The 15,497-nt window shown below is 70.4% G+C and carries 12 protein-coding genes; 6 read left to right on the forward strand and 6 right to left on the reverse strand.

The window, feature by feature from the left end:
* Positions 1-5 precede the first annotated feature (5 nt).
* From ACWF62_RS07880 to mshA, 5 genes are all read right to left on the reverse strand, one after another.
* The gene (locus ACWF62_RS07880) at positions 6-857 is read right to left on the reverse strand and encodes a 3-hydroxyacyl-CoA dehydrogenase (RefSeq protein WP_378506195.1); all 852 of its coding nucleotides are present in this window, start codon (positions 855-857) and stop codon (positions 6-8) included.
* A 25-nt stretch (positions 858-882) separates the two neighbouring features.
* Complete coding sequence (locus ACWF62_RS07885; RefSeq protein WP_378506194.1) at positions 883-1,518, reverse strand: TetR/AcrR family transcriptional regulator; 636 nt, start codon at positions 1,516-1,518, stop codon at positions 883-885.
* A 140-nt stretch (positions 1,519-1,658) separates the two neighbouring features.
* On the reverse strand, positions 1,659-3,248 hold the full coding sequence (locus ACWF62_RS07890) for an AMP-binding protein (protein ID WP_378569899.1): 1,590 nt from the start codon (positions 3,246-3,248) through the stop codon (positions 1,659-1,661).
* A 55-nt stretch (positions 3,249-3,303) separates the two neighbouring features.
* The gene (locus ACWF62_RS07895) at positions 3,304-3,873 is read right to left on the reverse strand and encodes a type III secretion system chaperone family protein (protein WP_378506192.1); all 570 of its coding nucleotides are present in this window, start codon (positions 3,871-3,873) and stop codon (positions 3,304-3,306) included.
* On the reverse strand, positions 3,870-5,255 hold the full coding sequence (gene mshA, locus ACWF62_RS07900; RefSeq protein ID WP_378506191.1) for a D-inositol-3-phosphate glycosyltransferase: 1,386 nt from the start codon (positions 5,253-5,255) through the stop codon (positions 3,870-3,872). Before mshA ends, ACWF62_RS07895 begins: the two co-directional genes overlap by 4 nt.
* 148 nt (positions 5,256-5,403) lie before the next feature.
* On the opposite strand from mshA, the gene ACWF62_RS07905 reads away from it, so the two are divergent.
* The 6 genes from ACWF62_RS07905 to ACWF62_RS07930 all read left to right on the forward strand — a co-directional run bounded on the left by ACWF62_RS07905 (position 5,404) and on the right by ACWF62_RS07930 (position 14,546).
* Entirely contained in the window at positions 5,404-7,293 is a 1,890-nt protein-coding gene (locus tag ACWF62_RS07905) for an alkyl/aryl-sulfatase (protein ID WP_378506190.1), read from the forward strand.
* A gap of 88 nt (positions 7,294-7,381) precedes the next feature.
* Positions 7,382-8,590: an NAD-dependent epimerase/dehydratase family protein gene (locus ACWF62_RS07910; RefSeq protein ID WP_378569898.1), complete on the forward strand. Its 1,209-nt coding sequence runs from the start codon at positions 7,382-7,384 to the stop codon at positions 8,588-8,590.
* Positions 8,591-8,636: 46 nt separating this feature from the next.
* Complete coding sequence (locus tag ACWF62_RS07915) at positions 8,637-10,577, forward strand: hypothetical protein (protein ID WP_378506188.1); 1,941 nt, start codon at positions 8,637-8,639, stop codon at positions 10,575-10,577.
* Complete coding sequence (locus ACWF62_RS07920; RefSeq protein WP_378506187.1) at positions 10,574-12,412, forward strand: glycosyltransferase; 1,839 nt, start codon at positions 10,574-10,576, stop codon at positions 12,410-12,412. Before ACWF62_RS07915 ends, ACWF62_RS07920 begins: the two co-directional genes overlap by 4 nt.
* 104 nt (positions 12,413-12,516) lie before the next feature.
* Positions 12,517-13,674 (forward strand): NAD(P)/FAD-dependent oxidoreductase, encoded by a 1,158-nt coding sequence (locus ACWF62_RS07925; protein WP_378569897.1) that lies wholly within the window; start codon positions 12,517-12,519, stop codon positions 13,672-13,674.
* A complete protein-coding gene (locus ACWF62_RS07930) occupies positions 13,671-14,546 on the forward strand; it encodes an RNA polymerase sigma-70 factor (RefSeq protein WP_378506185.1) in 876 nt (291 codons plus the stop codon). Before ACWF62_RS07925 ends, ACWF62_RS07930 begins: the two co-directional genes overlap by 4 nt.
* Before the next feature lie 19 nt (positions 14,547-14,565).
* On the opposite strand, the gene ACWF62_RS07935 is transcribed toward ACWF62_RS07930, so the two are convergent.
* Positions 14,566-15,387: an alpha/beta fold hydrolase gene (locus ACWF62_RS07935; protein WP_378569896.1), complete on the reverse strand. Its 822-nt coding sequence runs from the start codon at positions 15,385-15,387 to the stop codon at positions 14,566-14,568.
* Between the last annotated feature and the right edge of the window lie 110 nt (positions 15,388-15,497).

Raw genomic sequence — 15,497 nt, forward strand, 5'->3', positions numbered from 1 at the left:
GCGAGTCAGTACTTGTAGAAGCCCTCACCGGTGGCGACCCCGAGCTTGCCCTTGTCGATGTAGTTCTCCTTGATGTACTGCGCGAACCGCTGCTGACCGGGCCCGCCCGCCATCGAGATGTTGTATGCGGTGTTCAGGCCGACGACGTCGTAGATCTCGAACGGGCCCGCGGGGGCTCCGGTGCCGATCTTCCAGGTCTTGTCGACCATCTCGGGCTCGGCGATGCCGTCGACGACGAGCTGGCCCGCGGCGGACAGGAACGGCACCAGCAGCGAGTTCAGCAGGTAGCCCGCCTTCTCCTTCTTCATCTCGATCGGCACCATCCCGATCGAGGACGCGAAGTCGGCGACCCGGCGGTACACCTCGGGATCGGTCTCGGTGGTGCCCATCACCTCTGCGGTGTTGTGCGCCCACACCCGGTTGGCGAAGTGCAGCGCGAGGAATTTCGCGGGCCTGCCGGTGAACGCCATCAGGTCGCTCGGCAGCAGCGTCGAGGAGTTGGTCGCGAAGATCGTCTTCTCGGGGGCCACCTCGCCGAGCCGGGTGTAGGTGTCGCGCTTGATGTCGATGTTCTCCGGAATCGCCTCGATCACCAGGTCGGCGTCGGCGACTGCCGCCGCCAGGTCCGCGGAGTAGGTGATCCGGCCCAGCGCGGCGTCGGCCTTGCCGTCGGCTGCGCCGTCGACCTCGGCGCGGTAGGTGTCGGCCAGGCCCGCGAACCGGGACTTCGCGGTCTCCAGAATGTCGTCATTGATGTCGTAGGCGACGACGTCGACGCCGTGATAGGCGGTCTGGTAGGCGATCTGGGAGCCGAGGACGCCTGTCCCCAGCACGGTGACCTTGGTGATGGCGGTCATCTGACCCTTCCTTTCGGGTGCGGTGTCAATCCTGTTGGGCGCGAGCGCGATGGCCCGCGACGATCATGTTCACCTGGCGACGCAGTGCGCCGGAGGCGACGCCGGGCGTGTCCGCTCGGACGACGGGTTGCGCGATCTCCATGTGCAGGACCGCGAAGACGGCGCGCGCGGCGGCGACGGTGTCGTCGTCGTGCCGCCCACCCCCGGCGAGGCAGTCGGCGATCGACGCCTCGAGCCGGGTGACGATCTGCAGGCCAGCGCGGCGGAACGGGGCGTCCGGCGGACCGAACAGCAGGTCCCGCTCGTACGCGACGATGTTCTCGTCGTGGTCGCGGCCGGAGTAGATGACCGGCGCGATCAGCGTCAGCACCCGCTCGACCGGATCCGCGATCCCGGCCGCGTCCGCCTCGCCCCGGGTGACGGCGGCGGCGAACACCTCGTTGTGGACCATCAGCAGCAGTTCGGCCTTCGACGCCGCGTACCGGAACAGGGTGCCGTGCGCGATGTCGGCGCGGTCCGCAACCTGCTGTGTCGTCACGGCCTCGTAGCCGCGCTCGGCGAACAGCTCCTGCGCGGCAAGGCGAATCCGGGTCTGCTTCTCGGCCTTGCCGCGTTCGCGCCGACCGGCTTCCATCGAATCCACCTCCCGAACTTCACTCATTAATGAGTGTACTCCGTTTTGTGGTTCCACACCTCGGCGTGGTCGACGTCACCCCGCCCCCGTACCGAATGGGGCTTTCGGTCACTTGATGTGACCGAAAGCCCCATTCGGTACCGCGCACGCGACGACAGCGCACATGCCTATCCGCGCGCCTCCCCGGCACGCAGATCCTTGCGCAGGATCTTGCCCGCACTGGACTTCGGGACGGTGTCGATGAACTGCACCCGGCGCACCTTCTTGTGCGGCGACACCCGCTCGGCAACGAACGCCATCACCTCGTCCGCGGTCAGCTCGGCGCCGGCCTGCAGCACGACGAACGCCTTCGGCACCTCCTCGCCCTCGGCGTCGCGCACGCCGATCACCGCGGCGTCCGCGATCTGCGGGTGGGTGAGCAGCAGCGACTCCAGCTCGGCGGGCGGCACCTGGTAGCCCTTGTACTTGATGAGCTCCTTGAGCCGGTCCACGATGTACACGTTCAGGTCCGCGTCGACGACCGCGACGTCCCCGGTGTGCAGGTAGCCATCGGCGTCGAGCGTCTCCGCGGTCGCCGCGTCGTTGTTCAGGTAGCCGAGCATCACGTTCGGGCCCTTGACCCACAGCTCGCCGGGCTCGCTGCGCCCCTCGGCGGGGACGGCGATCTCGGCGCCCGTTGCCGGGTCGACGATCTTGTTCTCGGTGTTGGGCAGCGGCTTGCCGATCGAGCTCAGCGACACCTCCAGCTCGTCGACCCCGATGATGTGGCTGACCGGGCTGAGCTCGCTCATCCCGTACCCCTGCAGCACCCGCGTCCCGAGCCGCGCCGCGACCGCGTTGCCGAGTTCCTCGTCGAGGGACGCCGCCCCGGAGACGATGGTGCGCACGCTGGACAGGTCGTGCTCGTCGACCATCGGGTGCTTGGCCAGTGCCAGCGCGACCGGCGGGGCGACGAACACGAAGGTGCACTTCTTCCCGGACACGAGAGTCAGGAACTTCGACAGGTCAAACTTCGCCATCGTGACGAGACTGGCGCGCTGGTACAGCGACAGGTTCAGCAGCACGGTCAGGCCGTAGATGTGGAAGAACGGCAGCACCGCGAGCACCCGGTCGTCGGCGCGGACCGGGACGGGCAACCCGACCTGGCAGACGTTCGCGACCAGGTTGCGATGGGACAGCTCGACGCCCTTGGGGTTGCCGGTGGTGCCGGACGAGTACGGCAGCACCGCGACCTGGGTGGCGGGGTCGAAGGCGACGGTCGGTGCGGACGCATCCTCGGCGATCAGGTCCGCCAGCGACAGGTGCCCCTCGGCGCCGTCGAGGACGATGACCCGCTCGGCGGGGATGCCGACCTGCTCGGCCGCCGTGACCGCCTGCGCCAGCATCGGCGAGACCGTGAACAGCGCCTTGGCGCCGGAGTCCTTCAGCTGCTTGGCGATGTCGGCCGCGGTGTAGAGCGCGTTGATCGTGGTCGCGGTGCCGCCGCCACGCAGAATGCCATGGAAGGCGACCGCGAACTCGGGCGAGTTCGGCGAGTGCAGGCCGACGACGTCGCCGACGCTCAGGCCGCGGGCCGCGAGCGCGCCGGCGACGGCGTTGATCTTCGCGATCAGCGTCCGGTAGTCGGTTTCCTCGCCGGTGGCGCCGTCGATCAGCGCAACCCGGCCCAGGTCCTGTTCGGTGATCGACCCGAACAGGAAGTCGTAGAGACCGAGGTTCGGGATGTCCACATCGGGGTACGGGCTGGTGAAGCTCACGGAAGCACTCCTCATCCGGGCGGCGAAACTAAGCGCTCGCTCATGTTCCCCGAACCTACCCCGACGCACCCCGGTCCGCGACGCCAGGCGTGCCCGCACCGGGCCATGGCGCGCCGCCGCCCTCGACGCCGCCACCCTCGACGAGGTGCCGGAACGGCTCCAGATTCTTCAGCGACTCCCCGCGCGAGACACGCCACTCCCATTCCCGCCGAATCGAACTCGCGAACCCGTGCTCGAGCAGGATGTTGAAGTCGCCGTCCGCCGCCTCGAGCACCTGCCCGAGGACCCGGTCGAGCTCGTCGCCGGTGACCGCGTGGGTGCTGATCCGGCCGACGAGGTAGATGTCCCCGATCTTGTCGATCGTGTAGTGCACCCCGTACAGGCGGCGGTTGCGGCGCAGCAGGTACTTGTAGACGCCCTCGAAGTTCTCGTCCGGTTTGCGGCACACGAACGCCTCGACCCGCACCCCGTGGTTGCCGACGGTGAGCAGGCAGCTCGTCTTGAGCTTGTGCTCCCCCGGCAGCTCGACGACGAACTGGTGGGGCGCGGGCCGCGAAAACTCGAGGTCGCGGTCGGTCAGGGCCGCCTCGATCAGGGTCGCCGTCTCGTTCACCGCAGTGCTCATGCGCGTACTCCTCCCCGCCGGCGCAGTTTCCACAGGCCGCGGCCGCGCCGCTGGGTGAGGTCGCCGCTGCGCCGATAACCGGCGACCGCCCGGTGATAGCTGTCGAGCAGTCCGTCCGCGGTGTGCTCCCACGAGAAGTTCGCCGCGTGCACCGGCGCGTTCCGCGCGAACGACGCCCGCAGCGCGTCGTCGACCAGCACGGTCCGCAGCGCGTCCGCCCAGTCCCCGGTGTCGTGGCCGGGCACCAGCAGCCCGCTGTGGCCGCTGCGCACGGCGACGCCGAGCCCGCCGACATCGGCCGCGACGACCGGCGTCCCGCTGGCCTGCGCCTCGAGCGCGACCAGGCCGAACGACTCGGAGTAGCTCGGGACCGCGACGACGTCCGACGCCCGGTACACCTGCACCAGGCGGTCCGGCGGCTGCGGCGGCAGGAACGTGACCCGCGCGGAAATGCCGAGCTCGGCGGCCAGGTCGATCAGCGAGTCCGGGCGCTCGAGTCCACTGCCGGACGGCCCACCGACCACCAGCACCCGCACCGGAAGGCCGGGCTCACGCCGGTGCAGTTCCGCTGCGGCCCGCAGCAGCACGTCCGGCGCCTTCAGCGGCTGGATGCGGCCGACGAACGTGACGATCAGCTCGGCGGGGTCGAGGCCGAGTTCGGTGCGGGCGGCGGCGCGGTCCCCCGGCCGGTACCGGCCGAGGTCGGCGCCCGGCGCGACGACGTCGATGCGGTCGCGCTCGGCGCCGTAGATGTCGACGAGCTGCCCCGCCTCCTCGGCGGTGTTGGTGATCAGCCGGTCCGCCTCCGCGACCACCTGCTGCTCACCGATCTGCCGGGCCGCCGGTTCCGGGGTGTCGCCGTCCGCGAGGGACGCGTTCTTCACCGCAGCGAGGGTGTGGGCGGTGTGCACCTGCGGCACCCCCCAGCGGTCCCTGGCCAGCCAGCCGACCTGCCCGGACAGCCAGTAGTGGGAATGGATCAGGTCGTAGTACCCGGGTTCGTGGTGCGCCTCCTCGCGCAGCACGCCAGCGGTGAACGCGCACAGCTGGGTCGGCAGGTCGTGCTTGTCGAGACCCTCGAACGGCCCGGCGACGACATTGCGGACCAGCACGCCGGGCGCCGCCTCCACGACCGGCGCGTCCGCCGACGACGTGGCCCTGGTGAAGATCTCCACCTCGATGCCGCGGCGCGCGAGTTGCAGCGCGCTCTGCAGCACGTAGACGTTCATGCCGCCCGCGTCCCCGGTGCCCGGCTGCGCCAACGGCGAGGTGTGCACCGACAGGACGGCCACCCGTCGAAGTCGATGATTCTGTGCTGGCGTCACGACTCCATCTTGCCCTGTCCCCGCCGACGCCCCGCATCGCACCGCGCGAAGGCTCATCCCCCACGGGTGAAGCACCGTCCCCTTTCCGGTGCCACTGTCGGGTCACGAGGCATCGGCCGTCCAGGCGGTGCCCGGTGTCGCCAAGTAGACCGATCGCTCCGTCCGGTGCAGTCCGCGACGAGCCCGGTCCCGTGGAAGGAGAGCCATGACGGATACCGTGTCGGCAAGCGTGAAGGCCCAGCACGACGACGCACAGCAGCGGTTGCCGTTCGGCGACGAGCAGGACTTCGAGGACGCGAGACGCGGCTTCATTGCGGCGCTCGACCCGGGCGTGGTGAAGAACGACGCCGGCAAGGTTGTCTGGGACAGCGACGCCTTCGGCTTCCTGAACGAGCAGTGCCCGGACACGGTGCACCCGAGCCTGTGGCGGCAGTCGAAACTGTGCGCCATGCAGGGCCTGTTCGAGGTGACCAACGGGATCTATCAGATCCGCGGCCTCGACCTGTCGAACATGACCCTCGTCGAGGGCGACACCGGCGTGATCGTGATCGACCCGTTGATCTCCGCGGAAACCGCCGCCGCCGGGTTGGCGCTGTACCGCGAGCATCGCGGCGATCGACCGGTCACCGGGGTCATCTACACGCACTGCCACATCGACCACTTCGGCGGCGTCAAGGGGGTTACCACCCAGGAGGACGTCGATGCGGGCCGTTGCCCCGTGCTTGCGCCCGCGGGCTTCGTCGAGCACGCGGTCGCCGAGAACGTGTACGCGGGCGCCGCGATGGCGCGCCGATCGGCCTACATGTACGGGGCCGCGCTGCCGCGCGGGCCGCATGGCGCGGTCGGGGCAGGACTCGGACCCACCAACTCGACGGGTACCCCGACGCTGATCGCCCCGACCCTCGACATCACGCACACCGGTCAGACCGAGACCGTCGACGGTGTCCGCATCGAGTTCCAGATGACGCCGGGCACCGAGGCGCCTTCGGAGATGAACTTCCACTTTCCGGATCATCGGGCGCTGTGCATGGCGGAGAACGCCACCCACACGCTGCACAACCTGCTGACGCTGCGCGGCGCGCTGGTGCGTGATCCGCACATTTGGTCGAAGTACCTGACCGAGTCGATCAACAAGTACGCGGCCCGCACCGACGTGGTCTTCGCGTCGCATCACTGGCCGACGTGGGGCACCGAGCGGCTGACCGAGTTCCTTTCCGTGCAGCGCGACCTCTACGGCTATCTGCACGACCAGACGCTGCGTGCAATCAACAAGGGCTCCACGGGGATCGAGTTCGCCGAGGATATCCAGCTGCCGCCCGCGATCGAGCAGTCCTGGCATACGCACGGCTACTACGGGTCGGTCAGCCACAACGTCAAGGCGATCTACCAGCGCTACATGGGTTGGTTCGAGGGCAACCCGGCGACCCTCTGGGAGCACCCCCCGGTCGAGTCCGCGAAGCGCCACGTCGAGTTCATGGGCGGCGCGCAGACGGTCCTGGAGAAGGCACGACAGTCGTTCGCCGAGGGCGACTTCCGCTGGGTCGCGCAGGTGCTCAACTACGTGATCTTCGCCGACCCGACCAACGCCGAGGCCACCGCCCTGCAGGCAGACACCCTTGAGCAGCTCGGCTTCGGCTCGGAAAACGGGACCTGGCGCAACTTCTTCCTGATGGGCGCCTACGAGCTCCGCAACGGCGGAATCGGAACCCCACTCGCCACGAACTCCCCGGACATCGCGGGCGCGCTGACCGTCGAGCAGCTGTTCGACGCCATCGCGCTCCGGCTCGACGGTCCGCGATCCTGGGATGCCGACATCACGATCGACTGGCGGGTCACGGACGCCGACCTCGTGCACCGCAGCCGGCTGCGCAACGGGGTGTTGGTGCACTTCGACGTCGACGGCGAGGTGCCCGCGCCCGACGCCACGTTCACCATCAGCAATGCGGACCTGCATCGCCTCCTGCTCGGCGGGGCGGACCTGAGCGAGCAAATCGCAAGCGGCAGCGTGGCGGTCGAGGGAGACGCCGCGAAGCTGGCCACGTTGGTCGGCTACCTCGACGGACCCGACCCCGATTTCGCCATCGTCACACCGTAATCGCCCGGACCAACTCGGTGAGGCCCTCCCGAAGGAAGGGCCTCACCGCTCGGTCCTGATCGGTTTGCTCACGACGGGAGTGCCTCACATGCGTGTCCTCGTTCTCGGCGGTGACGGGTTCTGCGGCTGGCCGAGTGCCCTGCACCTGTCCGCGCACGGCCACCACGTCACGATCGTCGACAGCGGGGTGCGGCGCCGGATCGATGATGAGCTCGGGGTGCAGTCACTGACCCCGATCCGTCCGCTCGCCGAACGGGTTCGGGCCTGGCACGAGGTCACCGGCAACACCATCGGCACCGTCGCCCTCGATCTGGCCCGCGACTACGACGAGCTGGTCGACCTGCTGACGACCGAACGTCCCGACGCCGTCGTCCATTTCGCCGAGCAGCGGGCCGCCCCGTACTCGATGAAGTCGCCCAGCCACAAGCGGTACACGATCGACAACAATCTGAACGGGACGCACAACCTGCTCGCGGCGGTGGTGCAGACCGGACTCGACGCGCATGTGGTGCACCTGGGCACGATGGGCGTGTACGGCTACGAATCGGTGCCCGTCGACCTGCCGGAGGGCTATTTGACGGTGACCTATCCGGACCGCAACGGCGATCCGCACACCAGGGACATCCTCTATCCCACCCAGCCGGGCAGCGTCTACCACCTGACCAAGTCGTTGGACCAGTTGCTGTTTCAGTTCTATGCCCGCAACGACGGCGTCCGGATCACCGACCTGCACCAGGGCATCGTCTGGGGAACCCAGACCGACGACACCGCCCGCGACGGACGCCTGATCAACCGGTTCGACTACGACGGCGACTACGGCACCGTCCTCAACCGGTTCCTGGTGCAGGCCGCGGTCGGGCATCCGTTGACCGTGCACGGGACCGGCGGCCAGACGCGGGCGTTCATCAACATCCGGGACACCGTCCGCTGCATCCGGTTGGCCGTCGAGTCCGGCTCCGAGGTGTCCGCGTCGCGGGTCCGGGTGATGAACCAGGTCACCGAGACCCATCGGGTAGCGGACCTGGCCGAGTTGGTCGCGGCGACAACCGGGGCGACCGTCGCGTACCTGCCGAATCCGCGGGCGGAGGCCGACGAGAACGACCTCGACGCCCGCAACGATCAGCTGCTCGGCCTTGGCCTGACCCCGACCCGGCTCGCGACCGGACTGCTCACCGAGTCGGTGGACATCGCGCAGAAGTACGCCACCCGGGTCGACACGTCCCGCATCCCGTGCACCTCCGCGTGGAACGACACTCGCAGGGCCGCAACGGGAGAACCCAGCATCGGGCGACGATGACCACCGAGCCTGGCGACGGATCGACGCTGCGGCGGGAAGGACGACGATGAGCAACGACGGCGAGGACACCGGCGGATCGGGCACGTCAGACCACGACAGCAGCGACCGGGACCGGCCGGGCGGGGCGAGCCCCGACGACACCGGACGCTACTTCAAGGGCGAAAAGGGGCGCACCGTCCCGAGATCGGCGTGGTGGGTGCTCGGTGTCGCCCTGGTCCTGCTGGCCGGCTTCATCGTGGTGCGGCCGTCGTGGTTCACCAAGGACGTCGACGACACCAGTCTCGAGGTTCCACCCGAACGCCACTTCGCGAAGACCCTCGCCGGCTCCGGTCACGCCGACGGGGTCTGGCTGACCGACGACTCCCCGTCGACGAGCTATCTGGTGACCCTGCCCGCGGATTCGGGGCGCGACGAGACCCGGCTGCACCTGACCGGGTCCACGCAGGTCGCCGCCGACAGCACCGTCTTCCTGGTGGTGAGCATGGACGGCCAGCAGGTGTCCAAGACGCAACTCGCCACCGGCGACAACCCCCTCGACACCTTCGTCGACGTCCCCGACCAGGCGGCGGGCGACGGCCGGGTCCGCGTTCAGGTGCGGGCCGAGGGCACCCGCCACGACGAGACCTGCACCCCCGATCATTCGGCGGGGATGCAGGTCCACCTCGACCCGGCCAGCGTGCTCGAGGCGGCGCTGGACCAGCCGATCCACACGGTCCGCGATACGGTCGCCTCGTGGGACCGGGCCCTCACCGTCGTCCTCACCGACCGCGGCGATCAATGGCGCACCACGGCAGCATATCTCGGCATGGCATTGACCCGAGCGGGCCACGACGTCAGCTACACGGACAGCCCGCCGGACGGCGACCTGCGCAACACCATCCTGCTCGGCCCGGCCGCCACCCTCACCGAGGCCACCGGATGGCGGCCCGTCGACGGCGACGCGGCCGCCGTCACCGTCGGCCGGATCGACGGCGCACCGGTGCTCGGGCTCGTCGAGCCGCGCGGGGATCTGCTGTCCACCTTCCTCACCGAGCCGACCGTCGCGACGGCCGACTCCGACACCGCCGATCCCCGCGCCGTCACCCCGGCGACGCCCGGCGGCGACCAGGTGCCGCTCGCGTCGCTCGGCGCGGACATGTCGCGGGGCCAGATCACCGAGACCCGGCGCTGGCGGGTCGGATACTCCCTCGCCGACCTCCCCGGTGGCAGGGCGCCGGCCTCCGTGCGGGTCGCGGTGCAGCTGCCCGACTCCCCCGACGACCTGACCTGGCTGTTGAATACCGACCTCAACGGCCGCTTCCTCGGCAGTCAGCGGCTCAACGCGACCGGCGGGGTCGCCACGATCGACCTGCCGCCCGCCGACCAACTGCTCGACAACACGCTGACGCTGACCGTGCAGCGCGACCGCGACCTCGGCGGCTGCAACGTGCGGGTGACGAGTTACCCGATCCAGCTGCGCGGCGAATCGGCGCTGCAGTTGGGCGACGATCCGGGTGCCGGGTTCACCGCGCTGCCGCGCCAGTTGGCGCCGGGGTTCGCGGTCTCTCTCCCCGACGCGACCGAGGCGAACGCCGTCGAGCAGCTCAACGCGGTCACTCCCGTCCTCACCGATTTCGTTCCCGCCCAGTACGATCCGGAGTTCCGGTGGGGCGGCCAGCCGGCGCCGGGGCAGCCGTTCATCCTGGTCGGGGACAGTCCCGACGTGGCGCCGCCGGTGCGCCTGGCGGACGGCCGCATCGTCGCGGGCCCGGACCCGACGCCGCTGGACATTTCGGCGTTCGACACCGGCCTGGTCGTCGAGACCGCGACCGGCACCGGCGGCGCCCCCGGACTGGTGGTCCAGTACGCGGGCGACGCCGGGGCCGTCCGGCTGCCCGACTTCGGCCGCGAGTCCGCGCAGATCGTGACCTCGCAGGGCGCCATCGTGGTCAACCCGGACGGCACGATCGCCCCGACCACCCCGGTCCGCCGCGACGCTCCACGATGACCGGGGTGGCACGCCCCAAGGGCGGGGCGATCACCGACCACTTCCGGTCCGTCGACAGCGCCCCGAAGGGCTACGCCGTCGACCGGCCCGCCAGCGCGGCCAACGGATTCCTGATCACGTTCGCGGCGCTCGGCATCCTCGTCATGTGCCTGCGGACCCTGCTGGTCCACACCGTCGACCGGGACCTGCCGCGTGATCTCATCTTCTTCGCGGGCGCCGGGGGGGACGTGGTGTTCCCGCTGCGCATGTTCCTGGTCGTCTTCTTCGTCACCTACGCGGCGTTCGCCTACTCGAACCGCTGGCGGCGGTTGTTCATCGGCGCCGCGCTGCTGGGGAAGTTCGCGGTGTTCTGCACCGTCGTCGACGTCGGCGCCTGGGTGCTGCACGGTTCCGGGATCGTGTCGATCTCCGCGTTCGCGCTGCAGATGCTGTCCGGTCTGGCGGCGCTGGCCCTGTTCCCGCACACCATTCTTCGGCAGGCGCACCTCCCCGATCCGGGTCCGGTGCCGACCAGCCCCGGCACGCCGCGACGGGCGTTCGCGGTGTGGTTCGGCTGCCTGGCGGCGTCGATTCTGGTGACCGCGGTCGCGCTGCACTTCCTGTCCGCGGTCGTGGACGCGTTGAAGGCGTGGGCGATCCTCGGTGGCATCGGCGCAGGCGTCTTCCTGGTCCAGCAGTTGTTCGCGGCCTCGACCGCGTGGTTCGGGGTCCGCGCCCTCGACCGGTCCCGCCGGGCGGGCGCGGGCCATGTCCCACCGGCGGCGATCCTGGTCCCCGCCCACAACGAGGCGCATAGCATCGGCGCCACCATCGCGTCCGTCGACGCGGCCGCCGCGACCTACCCCGGCCGAATCCATCTCTGCGTGGTGAACAACGCCTCCTCCGACGACACCCATGCGGTCGCCCAGCTGGCGATCGACGGATGCGTCAACATCACCGGCGAGGTGCTCGAATGCCCGACCCCCGGCAAGGCGATCGCGCTGAACATGGGCATCGCGCACCTCACCGAGGAGTTCATCGTCCGCATCGACGCCGACACCGTGATCGGCCCTGGCTGCCTGCAGACCGCGATGACCCACTTCGCCGACCCGAATGTCGGGTCCGTCGGCGGCATTCCGATGCCCGCGGAGGAGCGGACGTGGATCGACAAGGTCCGTCTGGTCGAGGTGTACATGCGGCACGGGTTCTTCCAGGTGTCGCTCGACGGCTATCAGGGGGTCCTCGGCGTCCCCGGCATGTTCACCGTGTACCGGCGCAGCACCCTGGTCGAGGTCGGCGGCATGGTCCAGGGGATGAACGGCGAGGACACCGACATCTGCATGCGGTTGACCGCCGCCGGCTATCACAGCATCTCCGACCCGGTTGCGGTGTACCACAGTGAAACTCCGGCGTCGTACGCCCACCTGCGCGAGCAGCGCACCCGCTGGTTCCGCAGCATCTACCACCTCACCGCACGGAATCGCGCGATCCTGTTCGACCGTCGCTCGATGACCGGCACGTTCGTCCTGCCGTTTCAGCTGGTGAACGCGGCCCGCCGGGCGATGCTCGGTCCGCTGCTGCTGTTCGCGGTGATCGCGGAGGTCTTCTTCCGCGCGACGTTCACCACGATGCAGTGGCAGCCGGTGGTGGCAACGCTGCTCGGCATGTCGCTGTTCGTGACGCTCGGGGTGTGCCTGTACTGGCAGCCGCGGGCGGTCAAATACATCCCGGGCTACCTGTGCTTCCGGGTGCTGCGCAGCTACTTCACGCTGCTCGCGGCCCTCACCCTCGTCTACCCCCCGATGCGTCCGCGGCTGCCCCGCCTGCCCCGCTCCGGGCGCCGTCCGGCCCGGTAACGGTCCTGGCGCCAACGATTGTGGCGCAGTTCACTGTCACGTCTTCCGCCCGAGCGGTGTCCCAGGTATGAGGATCACTCGAGTCGAGGGAGGACGTGGTGGAGATGAACGGCACGAGGCGGGTCGTGGTCGTCGGGGCGGGGTACGCCGGCGTGATGGCCGCCAACCGGATCGCGGCGGGACGCCCGGAGGCGACCGTGACGGTGGTCAACCCGCGGGACGAGTTCGTCGAGCGGGTGCGACTGCACCAGTACGCCGCCGATTCCGGTGACGCCACCGTGCCGCTGGCGGGGGTGCTGCACCCCGACGTCGTGCTGCGGGTGGGCACGGCTGACCGGATCGAGGATCGCCAATTGCTGCTGACCGACGGCGAGGTGATCGATTTCGACCACCTGATCTACGCGGTCGGCAGCAGCACCGGCGGCGGACCCGACGGCGCCGAGCACGCGTTCGCGGTCGGCGACCTGGAGGACGCGGAGCGGCTGCGCACCCGGCTGCGGGATCTCGACGTGGGGGCGTCGGTGGTGGTGATCGGCGGCGGCCTGACCGGCGTCGAGACGGCGGCGGAGATCGCCGAGCAGCGCCCGGACCTGCGGGTGCGGCTGGTGTCGTCCGGCCCGGTCGCGGCGAGCCTGGCGCCGCGGGGTCGCCGCGCCGTCACCCGCGCCCTGGCCCGGCTCGGGGTCCGGATTGGGGAGGGAGCGCGCGCGACCCGGATCGAGGCCGACCGGGTGCTCCTGGACGACGGCACCGAGTGCGCTTCCGCTGTCGCGGTGTGGGCAGGCGAGTTCCGGGTCCCGGACCTGGCGCGGCGCAGCGGGCTCCCGGTCGACACGCAGGGCCGACTGCGCACCGACGGGGCCCTGGTGGTCCCGGGCCACCCGACGATCGTCGGGGTCGGCGACGCGGTCGCACCGCCGGACAGCGTCGCCGGGCACATCCGGATGAGCTGCCAGGCCGCGATCCCGCTCGGCGCGCACGGCGCCGACACCGTGCTCGCCCTCCTCGACGGCCGCGACCCGGAACCGCTGTCGATGGGCTTTCTGCTGCAATGCGTCAGCCTGGGGCGGCGCGCCGGCGTCGTGCAGTTCGTCCGCACCGACGACAGCCCGCGGCGCTGGGCGCTGCGCGGCCGGACCGGCGCGCGCGTGAAGGAGCAGGTCTGCCGGACCACGCTGCGGTGGATCGGACCCGGCGCGGGCGGGTACCGCTGGCTGCGCGGTCCGCGGCGGGCGCGCGCAGAACAGGGGGCGATGGTGTGAGCGCCGTCGACACGTTCACCGAGTACCGGCCGCTGCTGTTCACGGTCGCGTACGAGATCCTCGGCAGCGCGACCGACGCCGACGACGTGCTGCAGGACAGCTACCTGCGCTGGGCGGAGGTGGACCCGGCGACGGTCGGGAATCCGCGCTCCTACCTCGCGCAGATCGTGACCCGGCAGGCGCTGAACCATCTGCGCACCACCGGGCGCCGCCGGGAGGACTATGTCGGGAGTTGGCTTCCGGAGCCGATCCGCACCGAACCCGATGCGACAGAAGACATTCTGCTCGCCGAGTCGGTGTCGATGGCGATGCTGCTGGTACTCGAGACGCTGAGCCCGGACGAGCGGGCGGTGTTCGTGCTGCGCGAGGTGTTCGGCTTCAGCCACGCCGAGGTCGCGGCGGCGGTGGGCCGCTCCGAGACGGCGGTCCGGCAGACCGCGCACCGCGCCCGGGGTCACGTGCAGGCCCGCCGCCGCCGGTTCGCGCCCACGTCGGCGGACGCGCAGGAGGTGGCCGGGAGGTTCCTCGGCGCAGCGATGTCCGGCGACATTCAGGCGTTGATGGACCTGATGTCGCCGGACGTCGTGGAGATTTCGGACGGCGGCGGCAAGGTCAACGCCGCGCGCAGGCCGGTGCTGGGCCGCGAGCGGGTGGCGCAGTTCATGACCGGGCTCGGCCGGATCGGTGTCCCCGGCATCCGCTTCGAGGCCGGGGTGGTCAACTCGGTGCCGTCGGTGCTGATCTACTCCGGCGACGTGCTCGACACCGTCGCGATGATCGAGGTGTCCGACGGGCTGGTGTCCGCGGTGTACCTGGTGCGCAACCCGGACAAGCTCACCTCGGTGGCACGGTCCCGGGCCCTGTCCCGCTGAGCCGAGGCACCGCGTCGGGTCAGAGCGCGTCGATGAACGCGCTCACCTCGGCGACGAACCGGTCCGGGTCCTCGACGAACGGGCCGTGGTTGCATCCCTCCCAGTAGGAGGCGGTGGCGTTCGGGATCAACTCGGCGGCGTGCCTGCCCGCGGCGACGTCGACGACGGTGTCGTCGGTGCCGTGCAGGATCAGCGCCGGGACGTCGAGCCCCGCGAGCAGGTCGTCGTGGCCGATCTCCCGCCCGAACAGCGCCGCCCGCACCCGCGGCGGGGTGGCGAGGCTGGCCCCGAACAGCGCCTGGGAGGCGACGCCGTGCTCCCCCGGGCCGGTGAGTGCGGTCCCGAAACTGCCGAGCGCCCGGATCGCATCCCGGGGTTCCTCGGACAGTGCCGCGGGCAGCGCGGCGCGCATCGCGGGGCCGACGTGGCCACCCCTCTGGCCCCGTCCGATGCTGGTGATCGCGCCGACCAGGATGATGCCGTCGACGGCGCCGGTGCCGTGCTCGGCGAGGTAGTCGGCGATCACCAGGCCGCCGTAGGACCAGCCGAGGAGAACCGTGTTTCTCTCGATCCCCTCGGCTGCGAGGACGGCGGCGACGTCACCCGCCCAGTTCTTCGGGTCGTCGTACCCGGTGTCGGGGGCACCGGAGTAGCCGTGCCCGCGCAGATCCACCGCGATCACCCGGTACTGCTGTTCCAGCGCGGCCAGCACCGCCGGGCCCCAGCAGGTCATCGACTGCGCCCACCCGTGCAGCAGCACCAGCGGTCGGGCCCCGTCCGGTCCGGTCACCCGATAGGCGAGGGTGGTGCCGTCGATGCCGGTAGCTTCGCGAAGTGCCATGGACGCCATTGTGCAACAAACCAGCCGGAACAGGGTTCCGCACATCCGTCCGAACCAGCCCCCCACCCCTGCCTGTGCCCGACCGGGCAACGAGTCTACGTTCCCGACGC

This window comes from Rhodococcus sp. NPDC054953 (assembly GCF_053609225.1).